Genomic DNA, 15617 nt, shown 5'->3' on the forward strand with positions numbered 1-15617 from the left:
TATGAATTCAAGATACATGTCACTTTACCCGTTTGCTTTATTTGTTTTTTGCTTCAAAAGCAGCAACAATATCATCAATGACATATTCATCGGCAAGTGGAGACATTCCCAGATTGAACCATTCCTTGCCACCCACCATGTAGACGTGGTCCTGCTTGACTGCTTTCAGATTTTTCCATAACGATGAAGATAACATATCTTCAAATTTCTTTTTAATTTCCGGATTAGTCTCATCATCCAGCTGAACGATCAGATGATCTGCGTCGTACTCAGGCAGTACTTCCAAGGATACGGACATGGCAGTTTGATCTTTCGGGAAATTAGGAAGTGGATTCATTCCCAATCGTTTGTGGACAAAGTTCCCTCGGTCAAGGTTTTCCCCATGAAGTACGATTTCTTTTTCCATCACTCTAATGTAGAGAACAGTCTCCTCACCAATCAGCTTGTGCAATTTGTCAGCAGCTACCTTCTCCTTTGCTACCAAATCCTGAATCACCTTTTCTGCCTGTTCTTCTTTGTCCAAAATTTTAGCCATATCCCGCAGTTCATCACGCCAATCATCACGCTGTGGCAAAAGTACGGTAGGTGCAATCAGAGTAAGCTGATCATAGTCCTTTTTAGACCACCAGTCAGGAGCGATAATTAAATCCGGAGTTGCCTCCATGAGTGCTTCAAAGTTAGGCGTTCTTCCTATTCCCATTTTCATTGTGTTTGCAAATGGCTCTTGCAAGTAAGAAGGAAAATCCTCATGGTAGTTCTGTACAGCAATGGGTACGATGCCAAGTGAATATAAAAATTCTGGATATACAACCGACAAACCCACTATTTTTTGTGGGTTCACCGGAATTTCAACTTCTCCCATTTCCGTGTTCACTTTTTTCACCTGACTGGCTTCTGTTGTTGAAGAATTGGCGGTACCCGCTTCTTGTCCCTCGCTCGAGGATGCTTCGTTGCCTGCTGCCCCACAAGCCGAAATAACGAGCATCAACATCATTATGCATACTACGGTCAACCATCTGAATCTCATTCTCTATGTACCCCCTATAGGTCATTAATAGATGACAATGTCTAATCAATAATAATTATCATTATCACTACGATATAGGAGTAGTATAATAAAATATGTTCAGGCATGATATTGACTATTCAGACTTTTTGCTATGGACGATCTTGCCATAACTTTAATATTTCATCCAACATAAGCTCATGGGTAAACGCAGTGTAGTCGAGCAGGACGCTCGACAACAGGATATCCATTCTGCCATTCTGTACCGCTAACAACGCAAGCCATTTTTCAGACTTACGCACAGCAGACCATGTCTGCCTGGATGTCTCATCATCACCCACAATCAGTAATATTCTTTCAACGTTGAGAACGGATAACTCCTTAATGGTTACTGTGCCACGTTCCCAATAAGTCTCAACTCCTTCGGGACCCTCCATTTGCATATCAACGTAAAAAACGGAAGCAATGCTCCTTGGGCCTAACATCTGCAACGCTTCACCATGAACTTTGAGTACAACCAGTCTGTCTTTTCGTATGAAATCTGTAAGCTGATTCTTAATGATTTTTGCCTTCTCTTCATATCTTTGAAGCCACACTTCTGCAATATCCGACCTGTCCAAAAAGCTTGCAACATATCTCAAATGTTCTCTCCAATCCCCTTTTTCCCACGGGAAGTCACACACCGGAGCCATGGATTGAAGCTGACTTTGCAGAGCCTCAGATTCCGTCCCAATCGTAATAATATAATCAGGTTTAACTAATCGCAGCTGTTCCAGCCAGGTGGTCTCACTCTCTGCGAGTGGCATAACTTTGTCCGTTTCATATTTACGTCTATAATAGGATGTCCATGGATGACTTGCCCGCGCGGCACATGGAATGATCTGCAATGCAAGCAGTATACCAATGCTCAAAGAATGAACTGCAGCAATTTTTTGTTTGCTATTCCGTATAAACGCTGCTGGTGGAATGCCAGAGATCTGCTTGAATTTACGCCGGAAATACGTCTCATCCTGATAACCCACGTACGATGCCACATCCTTGAGTCGATAACTGTGATCATTTCTCATTAGGATCTGGGCTTGTTTAATTCGGTATAGCGTTAAATAGTCCACTGGACTGTAACCATACCTTTTCTTGAATAAACGCATGAAGTGTCGAGGGCTCATTCGTGCCACATTTGCTAATTCCTCAATGGTTAATCTCTTCGAATAATTCTGCTCCATGTAGCCTTTAACATGTTCAATTGGTGAAGCCAGATCCGTCTTTTCTGCGCAGGCCACGTCGTAAAACATGGTATACAACAGTTCCTGAAAACGAATCTGACCATAGTACCTTTGCAAACCATCCTTCTTCAACGTGTGGTGGTAAACCATCTGACAGATGACGCCAACAGCAACGGGTGAAGATGAGCTGACCTCGCCATTCACGTCATTACGTAAAAGTTGCTTCATCATATCAAGGGCTATCCCCCCCTCCTGTCCCAGTGCGTACATGACATCAAAATTCATGTGATACACACCTCGTTCATCCAACGAATGCACATTTGCCTCAACCAGTTGCCCCGGGAAGCCTACATACAGTCCGCCCGCCTTCAATTCGATGAAACTGCCATCTATCTTCAACCACCCTTGTCCACTGGCTACAAATATTAACATGTATGTTTCAATGAAGTGTTTCCTCAGAAGCCACTCCGTCGCAGGAGCACTCGTATAATTCACGTGAAGGAGCCTAAAATTCATATGATCCAGGTGATCCAAATGCTTTGAATTTATCTCGTTGTTGTCCATCTGCATTGATCTCCCTCCAGCCATGAACGATTGTATTGATTTCATTCTTCAAAAATATAACATACCACACTAATGTTAAAAAAAAACACTCCGGCTATCCTCTAACCTGTCTTCAATGAATAAGATGCACTTATTATTGAAGGATCAGGCTATAGAACACCAGAGTGTTATAAGTTCATAGATGTTCAGACGCTTCACAAGCATCCGAAGTTTTCATCACAAAAATCTGTATTGAGCTTCTATTAAACCATTATAGACGCCTTGTTTTTGGATAAGCTGCTCATGGTTGCCCTCTTCTTTAATTTCACCATGATCCAGGACGATAATGTTATCTGCATTTCGGATGGTTGAAAGGCGGTGAGCGACCATAAAGGACGTTCTTCCCTGCAACAGCACCTTCAACGCTTCCTGGATTTTAAGCTCTGTCTCCGTGTCGATACTGGCTGTAGCTTCATCCAGAATCAGTATGCGTGGATCAGCAAGCAGCGCACGGGCAAAGGATAACAATTGCCGTTGTCCCATGGATAATACGTTTCCGCGTTCTTCTACTTCGGTATCGTATCCACCAGGCAGCTTCATGATGAACTCATGTGCATTGACTGCTTTTGCCGCGTCCTCCACCTCTTCATTCGTTGCATCCAGTCGTCCAAATCGAATATTGTCACGGATGGTCCCCGAGAAGATGAAGGTATCCTGCAATACAATGCTGATCTGGCTGCGTAAACTCTCTACCGTTACATCCCGCACATCCTGTCCGTCAATGGTGAGACGTCCACCGGATATATCATAGAAACGGCTGATTAGATTGATGATCGTACTTTTACCTGAGCCCGTATGACCAACAAGTGCAATCGATTGTCCCGCAGCCGCCGAGAAGCTGATCCCTTTCAGCGCCTGTCTGCCCTTCTCGTATTCGAACACAACATTTTCGAATGCGATATCTCCTTTAATAGAAGGAAGTGGCTTGGCACCTGGTTTATCCGCAATACTTGGTTTTTCATCCATGAATTCGAAGATACGCTCCGATGATGCCATTGCAACCAGCAACTGATTGTACATCTGTCCCAGACGGTTGATCGGGTCCCAGAAGTTGCCGACATAGTTGGCAAAAGCGACAAGTAATCCCACGGTCAACTGATCCTGTTGAATCAGATAGGCACCAAACCAGAAGAGTATCAATGTACCAAAACCGCCTGTAATCTCAATCAGCGGTCCGAAGCCTTGGTTCATCGCTGATGCTCTATCCCATGACTTTTTGCTGGACAGGTTCATGTTGTCAAAATACTTCATGTTCTCTTTTTCCTGTGTGTAAGCCTGAGTCACTCGAATCCCCTGAATGGATTCATTCAAGTGGGAGTTAATCCGAGAGTTCTTCATTCGCACATCCTGCCAGGCACGACGGATCAGCACCCGCAGTTTTGTCGAGATGATAAACATGATCGGCACCGTAATGATTACGGCAAGACCCAGTTTCCAGTTAATCAACAGCAGGATCACAATGATGCCGAGCAACTGTACGCAGTCGATCATGACGTTAACTGCACCGTTCGTGAACAGATCCTGAAGGGAGTTAATATCATTCGTAACACGTACCAGTACGGAACCTGCCGGTCTTTTGTCAAAAAAGTTAAAGGACAGCTTTTGGATATGCTTGAACAGATCCGAGCGAAGATCATAAATAACGCGCTGTCCGATAATGTTTGTCAATTTGATCCGGTACGTATTGGCTGCCCATTGAATCAGATACAACACAAATATGGAGCCTGCGATAAGATATAGCATAGTCATGCTTGGCAACCCCGTTGCCGGTGCAATGGCCCGGTCAATCGCCAGACTGATTAGAAAAGGTACGGACAATTTTGTAATGGTACCCAAGATCATCATTAGAATAACGAGTGGTAACAATTGTTTTGCATAAGGTTTCATGTATGCAAATAAACGTCCGAATTCTTTCCAGTTAAACGGTTTTTCAATAATTTCATCATCCTGATACACAAATCGTTCATTCAGTTTCTTGTCAGAGGCCACTTTTGCCTCGCGCCTGTCTGCTATCGTTTCGGCACTCATGAATTCACCTGCTCCCCAGCCTCCCGCTTACCGCGGGCAATATAATCTGCATATTGAATTTTATAAACATCCTGATATGGTCCAGGCACTTCAATGAGTTCGGTATGTTTTCCCCGTTGTACCACGCGACCTTCATCGAGCACCAGAATCTCATCTGCATGTCGTAGTGAAGATATCCGGTGTGCAATAATAAATGTCGTTCTGCCGCGCATAACTTCCTGGAAACCGGACTGAATCTCGTGTTCCGTCTCCATGTCCACGGCGCTGGTTGCATCATCAAGTACCAGGATTTTTGGATTTTTCAGCAAAGCCCTTGCAATCGCAATCCGCTGTTTCTGTCCACCCGATAATCCCATGCCGCGTTCACCAACCACCGTGTCATATCCGTCCGGGAACTCCATAATGAAGTCATGAGCCTTGGCCAGCTTGGCTGCACGGATAATCTCATCCATGGTGACGTTCTTGAGTCCGTAGGAAATATTATTGCGAATGCTGGATGAGAACAGGAACGTTTCCTGGAAAACAGAAGCGATCTGACTTCGCAAACTGCGGATGCCTATATCTTTGATGTTTTTGCCATCCAGCTTGATCGTTCCCGAATTCACGTTATAGGCACGCATCAATAGCTGAATGATGGTCGATTTACCTGACCCTGTACCCCCGAGGAAACCGATTACAGAACCGGGTGCAGCATCAAAATTAATATCGGTTACCGCTGGCATTTTATTGCCGTAGGCAAAGGTAACGGATTCAAACGTTACATGGCCGTTCACCTGGTCTGCCTCCACAATGACCGGATCTTCCGTTTCTTCCACATCCACTGGCGTATTGAGCAGTTCGAGCACCCGTTCACCTGAAGCTTTGGATTGCGTATAGTTGTTGATATGGAACCCAAGGTTCCACATTGGACCGATTATGTACCAGATCAAACTGAAAAAGGCAACGAGTTCACCGAGTGTCAGCGTCTTCTGTATAACCATTCTTCCACCGATTATCAGCAACAGCACGATACTCACCGAAGCAAGAATCTCCATGATCGGAAAATAACGACTCCACAATGTTGCGGCATGAATCTGATTTGTCTTGTAACGCTCATTACGTATGGAGAATTTCTCCACTTCATATGGCTCACGTGCAAAGGATTTTACCGTACGTACTCCAGTGATATTCTCCTGTACCGCTGTTGTCAGTGAACTGAGCGCCAGCCGCATCTCCTGAAACGCAGGGTGAATTTTGGATTCGAATCTCAGCGCAACGAAGGCAAGTAATGGGATGCATATGAGCGTGAACAGCGTAAGCTGCCAACTCATGGTCATCATCATGATTGCGCCGAATACGACCATGAAAACCATGTTAAGAATCTGGGCGAAACCAAATCCGATAAAGTTACGGATGGCTTCCAAATCTCCCGTGAGGCGGGACATCAGATCACCTGTCTTGGCCGTATCATAATAACGGAAGGATAAAAATTGAAGCTTTTCGTAACATGCGTTACGAAGTCTGTACGCCAGGAAGTTACCCAAGCGTCCTCCAAAAAAGCCGTGTAAAAACTGCATTCCCGCTTTCAAAATAACTACACCTAACACAGTCAAGGCAATTATGGGAACGTCTTCAAAAGTTCGCGGAACAATAATATCATCAATCAGTATCCTCAGCATGTACGGATACACTAACCCAAGTGCGGTCGCTAAGGCGAGGAACAAGATTGATACAAATAAATACGTTCGCTTTTCCCAAAAAAAGGTTTGCAGTTGCCTAAGAACATCCATGTTTCTCCTCCTCTTATGTCGTTCAAAAATACTATGAACATTTATGAAGTTTATCACCGTACCCCATTCGCGGCAAAGCGAATAACAGACCATATTCTGCCTGCTTTCAGCTTATTGACGCATTAACGAAGGTAAATGCCCACCTTTCAATCAAATGTTTGAATATTCTCTTTATTTCAGGTTGTTCGTAGCAAAAAAAGGCTCCCTGTATGCCTTTTCGGCAGGGGCCTTTTTGGATTGATTTTCGCAACATTTTCAATGTGTTACTGTATCATTCATTTTGTTTTACAAAGACTTCCAGAGAATACACGTCATGCCGTGATTTTAACTGCGTTCAATCTGTTCCAGTTGGTTAGACAAGCTGGTCCATTGCTCGGCCGGAATTCCGCTCTCCAGTGTATCTTGAATTCCACTTACCGCCTCGTCCAGACGCTCTTCCAACTGACGGGATTGGTGTTGCAATGATTGACAGAGCTGGTTATCGTAAAACTGAATCAGCTTGTCTTGCGCAGCAGGTAGAACTTCAATGATCATCTGTTTGAGGACAGGATCAAGTGCCTCCTGTAACCGCTGACGTCCATCCCCTTCGAAGAACTGTTTCGGATTGCGGAAATAATTCAAATAGCTTTTCCATCCAGACGGTTCTTCCAGACGAACTTCTTCAAGCACAGGTGTAGTCCAGCGTTCGTTCAGTGGCAGTGACACATCCACGCCCCCTGATAACTGTCTCACCTCATCTATACATTCCGTAACTTGCTTCATCAGCCAGGTCTGACCTGCCTGTTCAAGTCTGAGGGTGGTAGCAAGCAGTTCCTGCTCCAGTTCAATGGCAATCATGCGTAACAGTTCACGTCCACAGGCTGCAAAAGCCATCTTCAGATTGCCTCGATCCTCCCGAAGTACGGATGGATGGAATGCTTCTGCCATGAATAGACCAAGGCGATAGGCAAGCCGCTGCCGCACATGGAAGAGTAATTCTGCTGTTTCCTGTGACAGTTCTTCCTTCATCGATCTTGCTGCAAGTTGCTGTATGCGCTGACGTGACTGCCCCTGAATAGTCCCTAGTTCATCCCGCCGCTGCTGCAATGCTTCCTCACCCTGAGCTGCATCCTCGGCACGCTTCTTCAATCGCTGAATGACACGTGCCATCTCTTCCGAAGCTCCACCTACAGCAAGATCGGCTAATTCTCTGCCTGCAAATTGGTTGAACTCTTCCTCAAAACGGATAAAACCGGATTGTTCAAGCAGCTTTGAATCACCTGCCATCTTGCCTTCCATCGCCAGTATGCTGGATACCGGGAAGAGTCGTGGTGCCCGAATTCCATTACTGCGCAGTTGGGTGCTCACATGATCGAGAACCTGCTCCAGTTCTTCCTCGGAGGAAGACAGGTCACTGGCATTCACAACAAAGAACATCTGATCCATGGCAGAACTATCCTTAACGCGTCCCAACTGATTGAGGAACTGGCGATCTCCTTGGGAGAAAGCATGGTTGTAATACGTTACAAAAATGAGTGCATCCGCATTCTTCATATAATTGAAGGTTACACCCGTATGACGAGCATTCACGGAGTCCGCTCCTGGTGTGTCTACCAGTACAATGCCTTGTTCAGTCACATCGCAACTGTAATAGAGATCGATACTGTCCACAAAACAGGACTTCTTCTCGTTTGCGACAAAGTTACGATAACCGTCCAGATCCACCAACACATCCTGACCTAACTGGTCCGCTGTTTCTTCCCAGCCGGCTGCTGCCGCCTGCAAAAAGCTGTAATGCGGGCGCCCCGCCGGGTGTACATCCTGTGGTGAGAGGGAGCGTACTCGCTTCTGCCACTCCGCTCCAGGCTCACCCAGTCCGAGCAAACGGAAGGAATAGGCGAGGTCTTCCTGGAAGGCGTCCCGGGTCTTCATGCGGACCCGGGCTGTTCCATGCTCCGCGCCACCGGCAGGAGCCATAATCCGGTTAATCGCCGCTGTCGTTGGATGCGGCGAGACGGGTAGTACAGCTTCGCCCAGCAACGCGTTGGCGAAGGAGGATTTGCCGGCGCTGAATGCTCCGAACAGCGCCAGAGTGAACGTGCCGCCCGCAAGTGAAGCCGCGCGTGCACGCAGATCCCGTACCGCCGACCCCATGGCGGGGTACGGCTCTACCAGCGCAGCAGCGACTTCGAGCCGTGCCGCTGCTGCGTCCAGGCGTCGGCGGCGTTCAGCGCCAGCCGCCGCCGATGGCCCAGGCACCGCCGCCGCGATTGCGCGCTGCGCTGGCGGTGCCTCTGGCGTCTGTGGCTGCGCAGCCACAGACGTTGACGTGCCCGCATGCGGACCGGGTGCTTCGCCCGGTCCAGGTACCGCGGGCACGTCCGGGCCCTTCACCTCCGGCAATAGCCCGGAGGGGAGGGGGCCCGCATCAGGCAGCAGGCTGCGCAGCCCTGCTGCCTCTGCGGCGGCGCTGCGCTGGAGCGCTGTATAGCGCGCCGCCGCCGCGGATTGCGCCAGCAGCGCTGCGCGGCTGGCGTCCAGCGCCTGGAGCGCGGCTTCGCCTTGCGCTGCCAGCGCTTCCAGCATGCGGTCGGCCAGCATCATGGCCGACTTGCGATAGCGGGCCTCAATCTCGCCCCGCACATCTTTACTGAACTGAATCACATACTCTGGAGATACCTCTGCACTGGCACTGCGTTTCATCTCCAATAGTGCTTCATCTACAGCAGGCAGCTCCGTATTCAGCGCCTGCTCCCACTCCGCTCCCCATAGCTGATGGGACTCACCCAGCTGTCTAAGCATCGTACGAATATGTACCTCAACTTGTCCGGAAGCCTGATCCTGTAACAGTCTGACCAGCTCAGAAGCTCGGCGTTGTTTCTCCTGCTCGGTTTTGCCACCTGAGAACAATAAACCTACCCTGAAACCTGGTTTGCGGCTCTCCAAATAGGCAGCAGCCGACGCACGAATATCCGCAGGTGTAAGATTTGCATTTGCCAGAAGAGGTTCAAGCTCCGCCCGGAATTTCTCACGCACTCGCGAAGGCCCAGTACGAATGTCTGTTGCTTGTATATCAAGAAGCTCCAACTCTCGTTCCAAGCGTTCAATTCCTTCCTTGCCACCAATCTCATCCAGCAGGGAATTCTCTTCGTCTTCACGTTTCTCCGCTTCTCTCGTCAGATGTTGCTCCGTTACATGACTGGCCGAACTTGCCAAACTGTGCGTAATTAACGCTTCCTTCTCTTGCATCATGTGTCCAATGAGTTCCGGAAGCACATCCCACTGGTTGTAGCGATGTTGCTTGTCGCGGAGGGAAGTAAACAACAGTCCGTCATATCTGACTTCCCAGGCAGCAAATATAGCTTCGACACCTTCGGTATATTGGCCAAAAGAGAGCTCACGCTCCCGATGCTTGTCGATCTGGTTCACGATCAAAAACAACGGTTTGCCCCAATCCGACAGACTCTTGGCAAATGAAAGGTTTGTCTCTGACTGGACATGGTTATAGTCCATGACATAGAAGACCACATCTGCCAGATGGAGCGCGGAATGGGTTGCGAGACTATGTCCGCGATCTGTTGAATCCACACCTGGTGTATCCAGCAGGACAGCATCATCTTTCAGCAGAGGAATATCATCCCATACCTCAATTGAGCTGTAAGCTCCACCATTTTTGCAATACGCCTCCAATTCCTCTGGAGAAACTTCAAGTGTCCCTGCTCCATTGTCAGCGCTTACGCTTGGCGTAGTGTAAATAAGCGCTCTTGGCTTACCATTACGTATGGATACCACATTTGCACTTGTTGGCACGGGACTTGAAGGCAGCACCCGCTTACCGCATAAACTGTTGATGAGACTCGATTTGCCTGCAGAGAAATGACCACAGAACGCAATCGTCAGATGTTTCATTTCCGCCTTGCTGATTAAATCCGTTATAGCCTGTACAGCCGTATGGTCCCCTGTCTGCTCCATCGCTTCACGCAGCGGAAGCAGAGGTTTGGCCATTTCTTTTGGGTAATCTGTTCTGGACATGACTGGCCTTCCCCCTGGCTCCTCTAATTTGACATCCGTTTCGACGTCTATCTCTTTTACAACATTTATTTTAACATTATCAAGTTTGAATTTGAACGGTTGGAATTGAATATACATAAATGGACGTATAAGTTCTATAATCTAAAAAAAATAAAACCGAACAAGTCGGTTTTATCTGTAATACGTTTTATACTCGGTATTTAGCAAATGCTTACGCCAAGTGTCTGTTGCATGAATGCGATGTGATCACCTTAACCACAACGATCCTCATGACATTAATACAACAGAAACAATAGTGTAATCACTTCTTATGAAACTGCGTTCTCCATGGAAGGTAGCAAGATTTCAAATACTTGTCCATGTTGCAGAATTGTAATGTCTCTGCCTTTGTCTCTCATAACAACAACTTCAGGTTTAACGGACATACGCTCCAGATAATGTTCAGGCACGTCGCCAGAGTGGCTTACTGTGATACCTTCTACTTCTTTTTCTTCATTTTCAGCCATTTCCTGTTCAACGATTTGTTCAAAGATATCGGAGAAGGCCTCAAAATTGTCAGTGTACACGGAAATGCATTTCATGATTATTCATCCTTTTCTGCTCATTAATTTATTTTTCGTTTTCGGGTGGTGACACGTTCCTTATCTTTCCTGATTTGGGACGTTTTCATACGTTTTTTCCCTTCCCTGCATATGTCCAGCAATGGACAGATATGACATGCAGGGTTCTGTGCCTTGCAATGGTAGCGTCCAAAAAATATAAACCGGTGGTGAGTTAAAGTCCACTCGTCCCGGGGTACGCGCTTCATTAGTTTCTTTTCGACTTCAAGTACGGAGTCATCCCAACCTGCAAGCGCCAGCCGCTTGGATACACGTTCAACATGAGTATCTACCGCAATTGCCGGTACTCCAAACGCATTGGAAACAACTACATTCGCGGTTTTCCGCCCGACACCTGGTAGCGTCACAAGCTGATCATGTTCCTGCGGTACATCACCGCCATACTGCTCTATTAAAATTCGGCACATGTTCTGAATATGCTTGGCCTTGTTCCGGTACAAACCGATTCGCCGAATATCCTGTTCTAACTCTTCGAGAGGAACTGCCAGATAATCTGCTGGGCTTCTGTACTTCTGGAACAGATCTGCGGTTACCTTGTTAACCGTTTCATCGGTGCACTGGGCAGACAAAAGGACAGCTACCGTCAATTCAAATGCATTGCTGTGATTTAATTCGCAATGTGCATCAGGAAACATTGCTTCCATAGTTTCGAGTATATGTCTAACCGTCGCTGCATTCATGAAGAGCTACCTCCCACAAAATGACTCCACTCTGCGGAGCCTTACTTCGAAGCTTCATCCGAGTACTTTGCGGGGACCTCAAAAAGCTTGCAAAAAAAACGTCTTGATGCGGGAAAGATCCCGTATCAAGACGGTCATTCTTTTGATCCTCGAAAAGAAACGATTACTGTTTTTGAATCTCCAGAATAACATTGTTCAGGAGATACAATACAATATTATCATTATCTCTGAGAGATTGCACGCTTAAAGTATTGTCACCCTGGTGAACAAATACACTTGATCCGAGTGCAAAACGATAGTTTGTGTCTGCTGTCGTTTCCCGTTTAACCAAAATCTGGTTACCAACGCCATCATAAGACCAGAATTGTTTGCTCATGACAGTTAGTACTCTGAAGCGTGTGGAATTATCCGTATCTTTTGTCATTTCCACACGATCCCCGACCGTAAGACTAGTCAATGAAGTTAATGTGGAGCCAGATTTTACGACTTTAACCGAACCGCTAACAGGCACGGTTTCAGTCTGGCCGTTAAACTGTTTGAGCGTTACAGATGAAGCATCTACCGCTGTAACTTCAGCCAGCGTACGCTTCACGACTTGAACCGCTTTTGGCGTAGCTCCTTCAAACGTTACATTGATCAGGTTGCCTGCTGTCAGTTGTGAAGGCGTGATCGTCTGACCACTCTCTCCTGTCAGTACCGCTTGATCCACGTAGAACTGACTTGTCAACAGATCGGATTTTACTCGAATACGACTATTTGCTTCCAAGGCAACCACTTCGAATTGAGCCACAGTGTTCAGTGCAACCTTCTGCACTACATCCTGATTTGCTCCAAGCGTTACGGTCACTTGGTCACCAATCTTCAAATCTCCCAGACTTGCGCCCGATTTGTTATAGATCTCAACCGTAGGTGCGGTAGTATAAGGCACTGTAATCGTCTGATTACCAGACAACACACTGATTTTTCTGCCCGTTGTGTCAATGTTGCTAATCGTACCTTCATACTTGTAAATCACTTTAACGGACAACGCACGTGTTCCCACATAGGTCAGATCTAATTTGCGACCATCATTTAAAATCGACTCCAGACCAGCGAGTGTAGGTTTGGTCGTATTGTAATCCAGTTTGGTTTTCTCATCCAATGTAAATACAAACGGTTTCTTGTTGTTGTCCAACACGGTAAGTACCTTTGTTTTGCTGTTGTAAGATACAACCGTTACTCCGTTCATAGGTTCCATTTGACGTCCAATCACCTGAATACGCGTTACTTGGTCGTCAGAGTTCAATGACAACTCCACCTGATCCCCGTTCGTTGCATCTGTGATCAGATCATTTAGCGTCGCATCCTGAATACCATTAATGATAACTTCCGGCTTTTCAGTCAGCAATTTCGCCTCAAGGGAACCCCCTTCACGTTTGAACGTTAACGTGGACTGGTTGCCACCGATCTCAACCAATGTTCCGCGCACAGATTGCTCTACACCTTGAGACAATGTGATAGTTTGCAGAACACTGTCCTTTACGGTGTATTTCACGGCATTGCCAGCTTTGAGATCAGCCACTGACATGATACGGTTTTGATATGTGATAAGCAGATTGTCATTGTATGCAAACTGCTCTGTTGCACCCGCTGCATTGACAAGTTTAATCGTTTTGCCAGAAGTGGATACTTCAGCAATTACGCCATTGTCACTCTTGTTAACAATGCCGGATTTCACACGAATAGCGACTGTTTTTTTGTCAGCCGAGAACGTCTCACGCTGTACTTCGATGATGCTATCTGCCGTAATATCGGACAGTTTGATTGCATTACCATTCTGATCGATGAATGCAGTTGCCTCATCATAGCTGTACGTTTCGTAATTCTCGCCCACAAAGATACCAATTTTATTACCAGACAATGAACGTGCAAATGTACCTTCAACACTTTCCACCTGCGGTGTAGCATCAACAACTTCCACATAGGAAGCCCCACCTGCAGAACCTACAACCATAACTTTTGTATACAGCTTCACATCTGTGGCGGAAGCACGAGTTTCACTGTCTTTCGTAAAGTAAGGCGTACTGCTGTTCACTGCGAAGTTAACGGCTTTGCCGTCCACAACCAGCGTGATCTGCCCATCTTTCAATCCTGTCACATAACCCGTGGATGTGTTCGGGTACGTTGTATCCGTTAATGATTCACCACGACTGAAGAAGGTAGCCAGTTGAGCACGGGTTACGGAACCGGTTGGATTGAATTTGTTGCCTTCCACACCTTTGGCCAGATCCAGGCTAACAGCCAGATTGACATAACCTTTACCACTTTCGGAAATGCTTGCATTATCAGCAAATCCGGTAGATTGATTGTTTTGTGCCTTCGCTTCAGCATCCTTGTCCAATGAACGGATTAACAATTTCGTAATCCATTCCCGTGAAGCCGGCTTTTGACCCCAGGAGGTCTTGGATACATCCACCGTTGATTCTTCCGTTTTGTCAATCAGTCCCAGTTGAAGTGCCAGCGCGACATATGGCTTAAAATAATTTCCCACTTCCATGTTTGTCGGTAATGCCGCAGCCGTGTCGTTATTCAACTGGCCTTCTTGATTCATAAAACGGATTGCCATCGTTACAGCTTCTTGCTGTGTTACCGCGTCTCCTGGACGGAACAGGCCGTTGTTACCGAGAAGAATACCTTGATATGCCAGTTTGTACACATGTTTTTCAGCCCAGTATCCGACCTTGATGTCACTGAACAAACCAGTTGGTGCAGCCGTATTTGTTATTGCAGCAGTCTGACCCTGCCCCGTTTCTGTTGATTCTGCTGCCATGGCAGCTCCGCCGGCGCTAAGGGCCATCATGCCTGCAAGCACGGCTGATACTACTTTTTTAGAGTGTGATGGATTGTTATATTTAAAAGTCACCTATGATTCCCCTCTCTCATGTAAAACGACCCATATTCCGTGGATTCACGGTACAACAGCATGCTGTACAGCCTATTCGGATCTTGTCATTGGATGTTCAAGATCCACATGGCCCATCAGACTCTCCGTCTGCTGACCATCCACCAGTAAATCAAGTGATTTTACTTCATCAAACTGGAAGAACGTTTGTTTTAGAGCATCCAGTGCATAAGACTCTCCACCTGCTCCAAGACGTGCCGTATCTGGCATATGAATATCCAGCTTAAGAGCGCCATCCTTGAACTGAACAGACTTCAATTCAATTTCTTTAGACCACAGCGGAACAAGTTTAGCGTCTTTGCTCTGTTGCAGTGATTCAAAGGCAGCTTTATATTTGGCATCATCCGATGCGTATGAAATCTCTGCCGAAGCTTTGTGCAACTCCAGTTCTTCTTCATCCGTATAGAATACAGTGATCGTTTTCTTTTCATTACTTTCGGAAGTTGCCGGCTTCTCCGTAGACGTTTCGCTTGGCGGAGTAGTTGTAGTCGCTTCCTCTGAGCTGCCTTCCTCCGTGGATTCTGTAGGCGTTGTATTCTCTTCAGGCTCAGCAGTTACCGGTTCGGTAATTGTTTCACCTTCAACCTCGGTTACATTGTTTTCAGTTCCTGCGCCTTGCGTCTGATTCGGAGCAGCTGTTGGCTTGCTTCCACATCCAGCAGCAACTGCCATAACCGTTACCAGCAAGGCTGCAATCCATATTTTCTTGTTCATTCTAACTCCGCCTCCTCAACAT

Annotated in this window: 9 protein-coding genes; all 9 read right to left on the bottom strand. The window is 46.7% G+C overall.

Translation table 11 applies throughout. The annotated features are described in order from the left end of the window. Positions 1-37: 37 nt before the first annotated feature. The 9 genes from MKZ13_RS19040 to MKZ13_RS19080 all read right to left on the bottom strand — a co-directional run bounded on the left by MKZ13_RS19040 (position 38) and on the right by MKZ13_RS19080 (position 15595). Positions 38-1027 carry an ABC transporter substrate-binding protein gene (locus MKZ13_RS19040; protein WP_339177393.1) on the bottom strand — a complete coding sequence of 330 codons (990 nt, stop codon included), beginning with the start codon at positions 1025-1027 and terminating at the stop codon, positions 38-40. A 131-nt stretch (positions 1028-1158) separates the two neighbouring features. Beyond that, positions 1159-2838, bottom strand: a complete 1680-nt coding sequence (locus MKZ13_RS19045; RefSeq protein ID WP_339177396.1) for an AraC family transcriptional regulator — start codon at positions 2836-2838, stop codon at positions 1159-1161. 171 nt (positions 2839-3009) lie between these two features. After that, positions 3010-4860 carry an ABC transporter ATP-binding protein gene (locus tag MKZ13_RS19050; protein WP_339177398.1) on the bottom strand — a complete coding sequence of 617 codons (1851 nt, stop codon included), beginning with the start codon at positions 4858-4860 and terminating at the stop codon, positions 3010-3012. Further along, entirely contained in the window at positions 4857-6629 is a 1773-nt protein-coding gene (locus tag MKZ13_RS19055; RefSeq protein WP_339177401.1) for an ABC transporter ATP-binding protein, read from the bottom strand. The genes MKZ13_RS19050 and MKZ13_RS19055 overlap by 4 nt, the downstream gene beginning before the upstream one ends. 324 nt (positions 6630-6953) lie before the next feature. Then, positions 6954-10640: a dynamin family protein gene (locus MKZ13_RS19060; protein ID WP_339177404.1), complete on the bottom strand. Its 3687-nt coding sequence runs from the start codon at positions 10638-10640 to the stop codon at positions 6954-6956. 308 nt (positions 10641-10948) lie between these two features. Further along, positions 10949-11221: a hypothetical protein gene (locus MKZ13_RS19065; RefSeq protein WP_017687779.1), complete on the bottom strand. Its 273-nt coding sequence runs from the start codon at positions 11219-11221 to the stop codon at positions 10949-10951. A gap of 23 nt (positions 11222-11244) precedes the next feature. Next, entirely contained in the window at positions 11245-11940 is a 696-nt protein-coding gene (gene nth / locus MKZ13_RS19070; RefSeq protein ID WP_036607558.1) for an endonuclease III, read from the bottom strand. A 163-nt stretch (positions 11941-12103) separates the two neighbouring features. Beyond that, positions 12104-14842, bottom strand: coding sequence for an S-layer homology domain-containing protein (locus MKZ13_RS19075; RefSeq protein ID WP_339177407.1), 2739 nt, complete (start codon positions 14840-14842; stop codon positions 12104-12106). A gap of 72 nt (positions 14843-14914) precedes the next feature. Then, the gene (locus tag MKZ13_RS19080) at positions 14915-15595 is read right to left on the bottom strand and encodes a GerMN domain-containing protein (RefSeq protein ID WP_339177408.1); all 681 of its coding nucleotides are present in this window, start codon (positions 15593-15595) and stop codon (positions 14915-14917) included. Positions 15596-15617: the final 22 nt, after the last annotated feature.

This window comes from Paenibacillus sp. FSL R5-0701 (genome assembly GCF_037973995.1).
Lineage (GTDB): Bacteria > Bacillota > Bacilli > Paenibacillales > Paenibacillaceae > Paenibacillus.

Bases quoted from the DNA above. Each gene is read 5' to 3' on its own strand.
- MKZ13_RS19065 (WP_017687779.1), bottom strand. From the start codon at position 11,221: ATGAAATGCATTTCCGTGTACACTGACAATTTTGAGGCCTTCTCCGAT.
- MKZ13_RS19045 (WP_339177396.1), bottom strand. From the start codon at position 2,838: ATGAAATCAATACAATCGTTCATGGCTGGAGGGAGATCAATGCAGATG.
- nth (WP_036607558.1), bottom strand. From the start codon at position 11,940: ATGAATGCAGCGACGGTTAGACATATACTCGAAACTATGGAAGCAATG.
- MKZ13_RS19060 (WP_339177404.1), bottom strand. From the start codon at position 10,640: ATGTCCAGAACAGATTACCCAAAAGAAATGGCCAAACCTCTGCTTCCG.
- MKZ13_RS19080 (WP_339177408.1), bottom strand. From the start codon at position 15,595: ATGAACAAGAAAATATGGATTGCAGCCTTGCTGGTAACGGTTATGGCA.
- MKZ13_RS19055 (WP_339177401.1), bottom strand. From the start codon at position 6,629: ATGGATGTTCTTAGGCAACTGCAAACCTTTTTTTGGGAAAAGCGAACG.
- MKZ13_RS19040 (WP_339177393.1), bottom strand. From the start codon at position 1,027: ATGAGATTCAGATGGTTGACCGTAGTATGCATAATGATGTTGATGCTC.
- MKZ13_RS19050 (WP_339177398.1), bottom strand. From the start codon at position 4,860: ATGAGTGCCGAAACGATAGCAGACAGGCGCGAGGCAAAAGTGGCCTCT.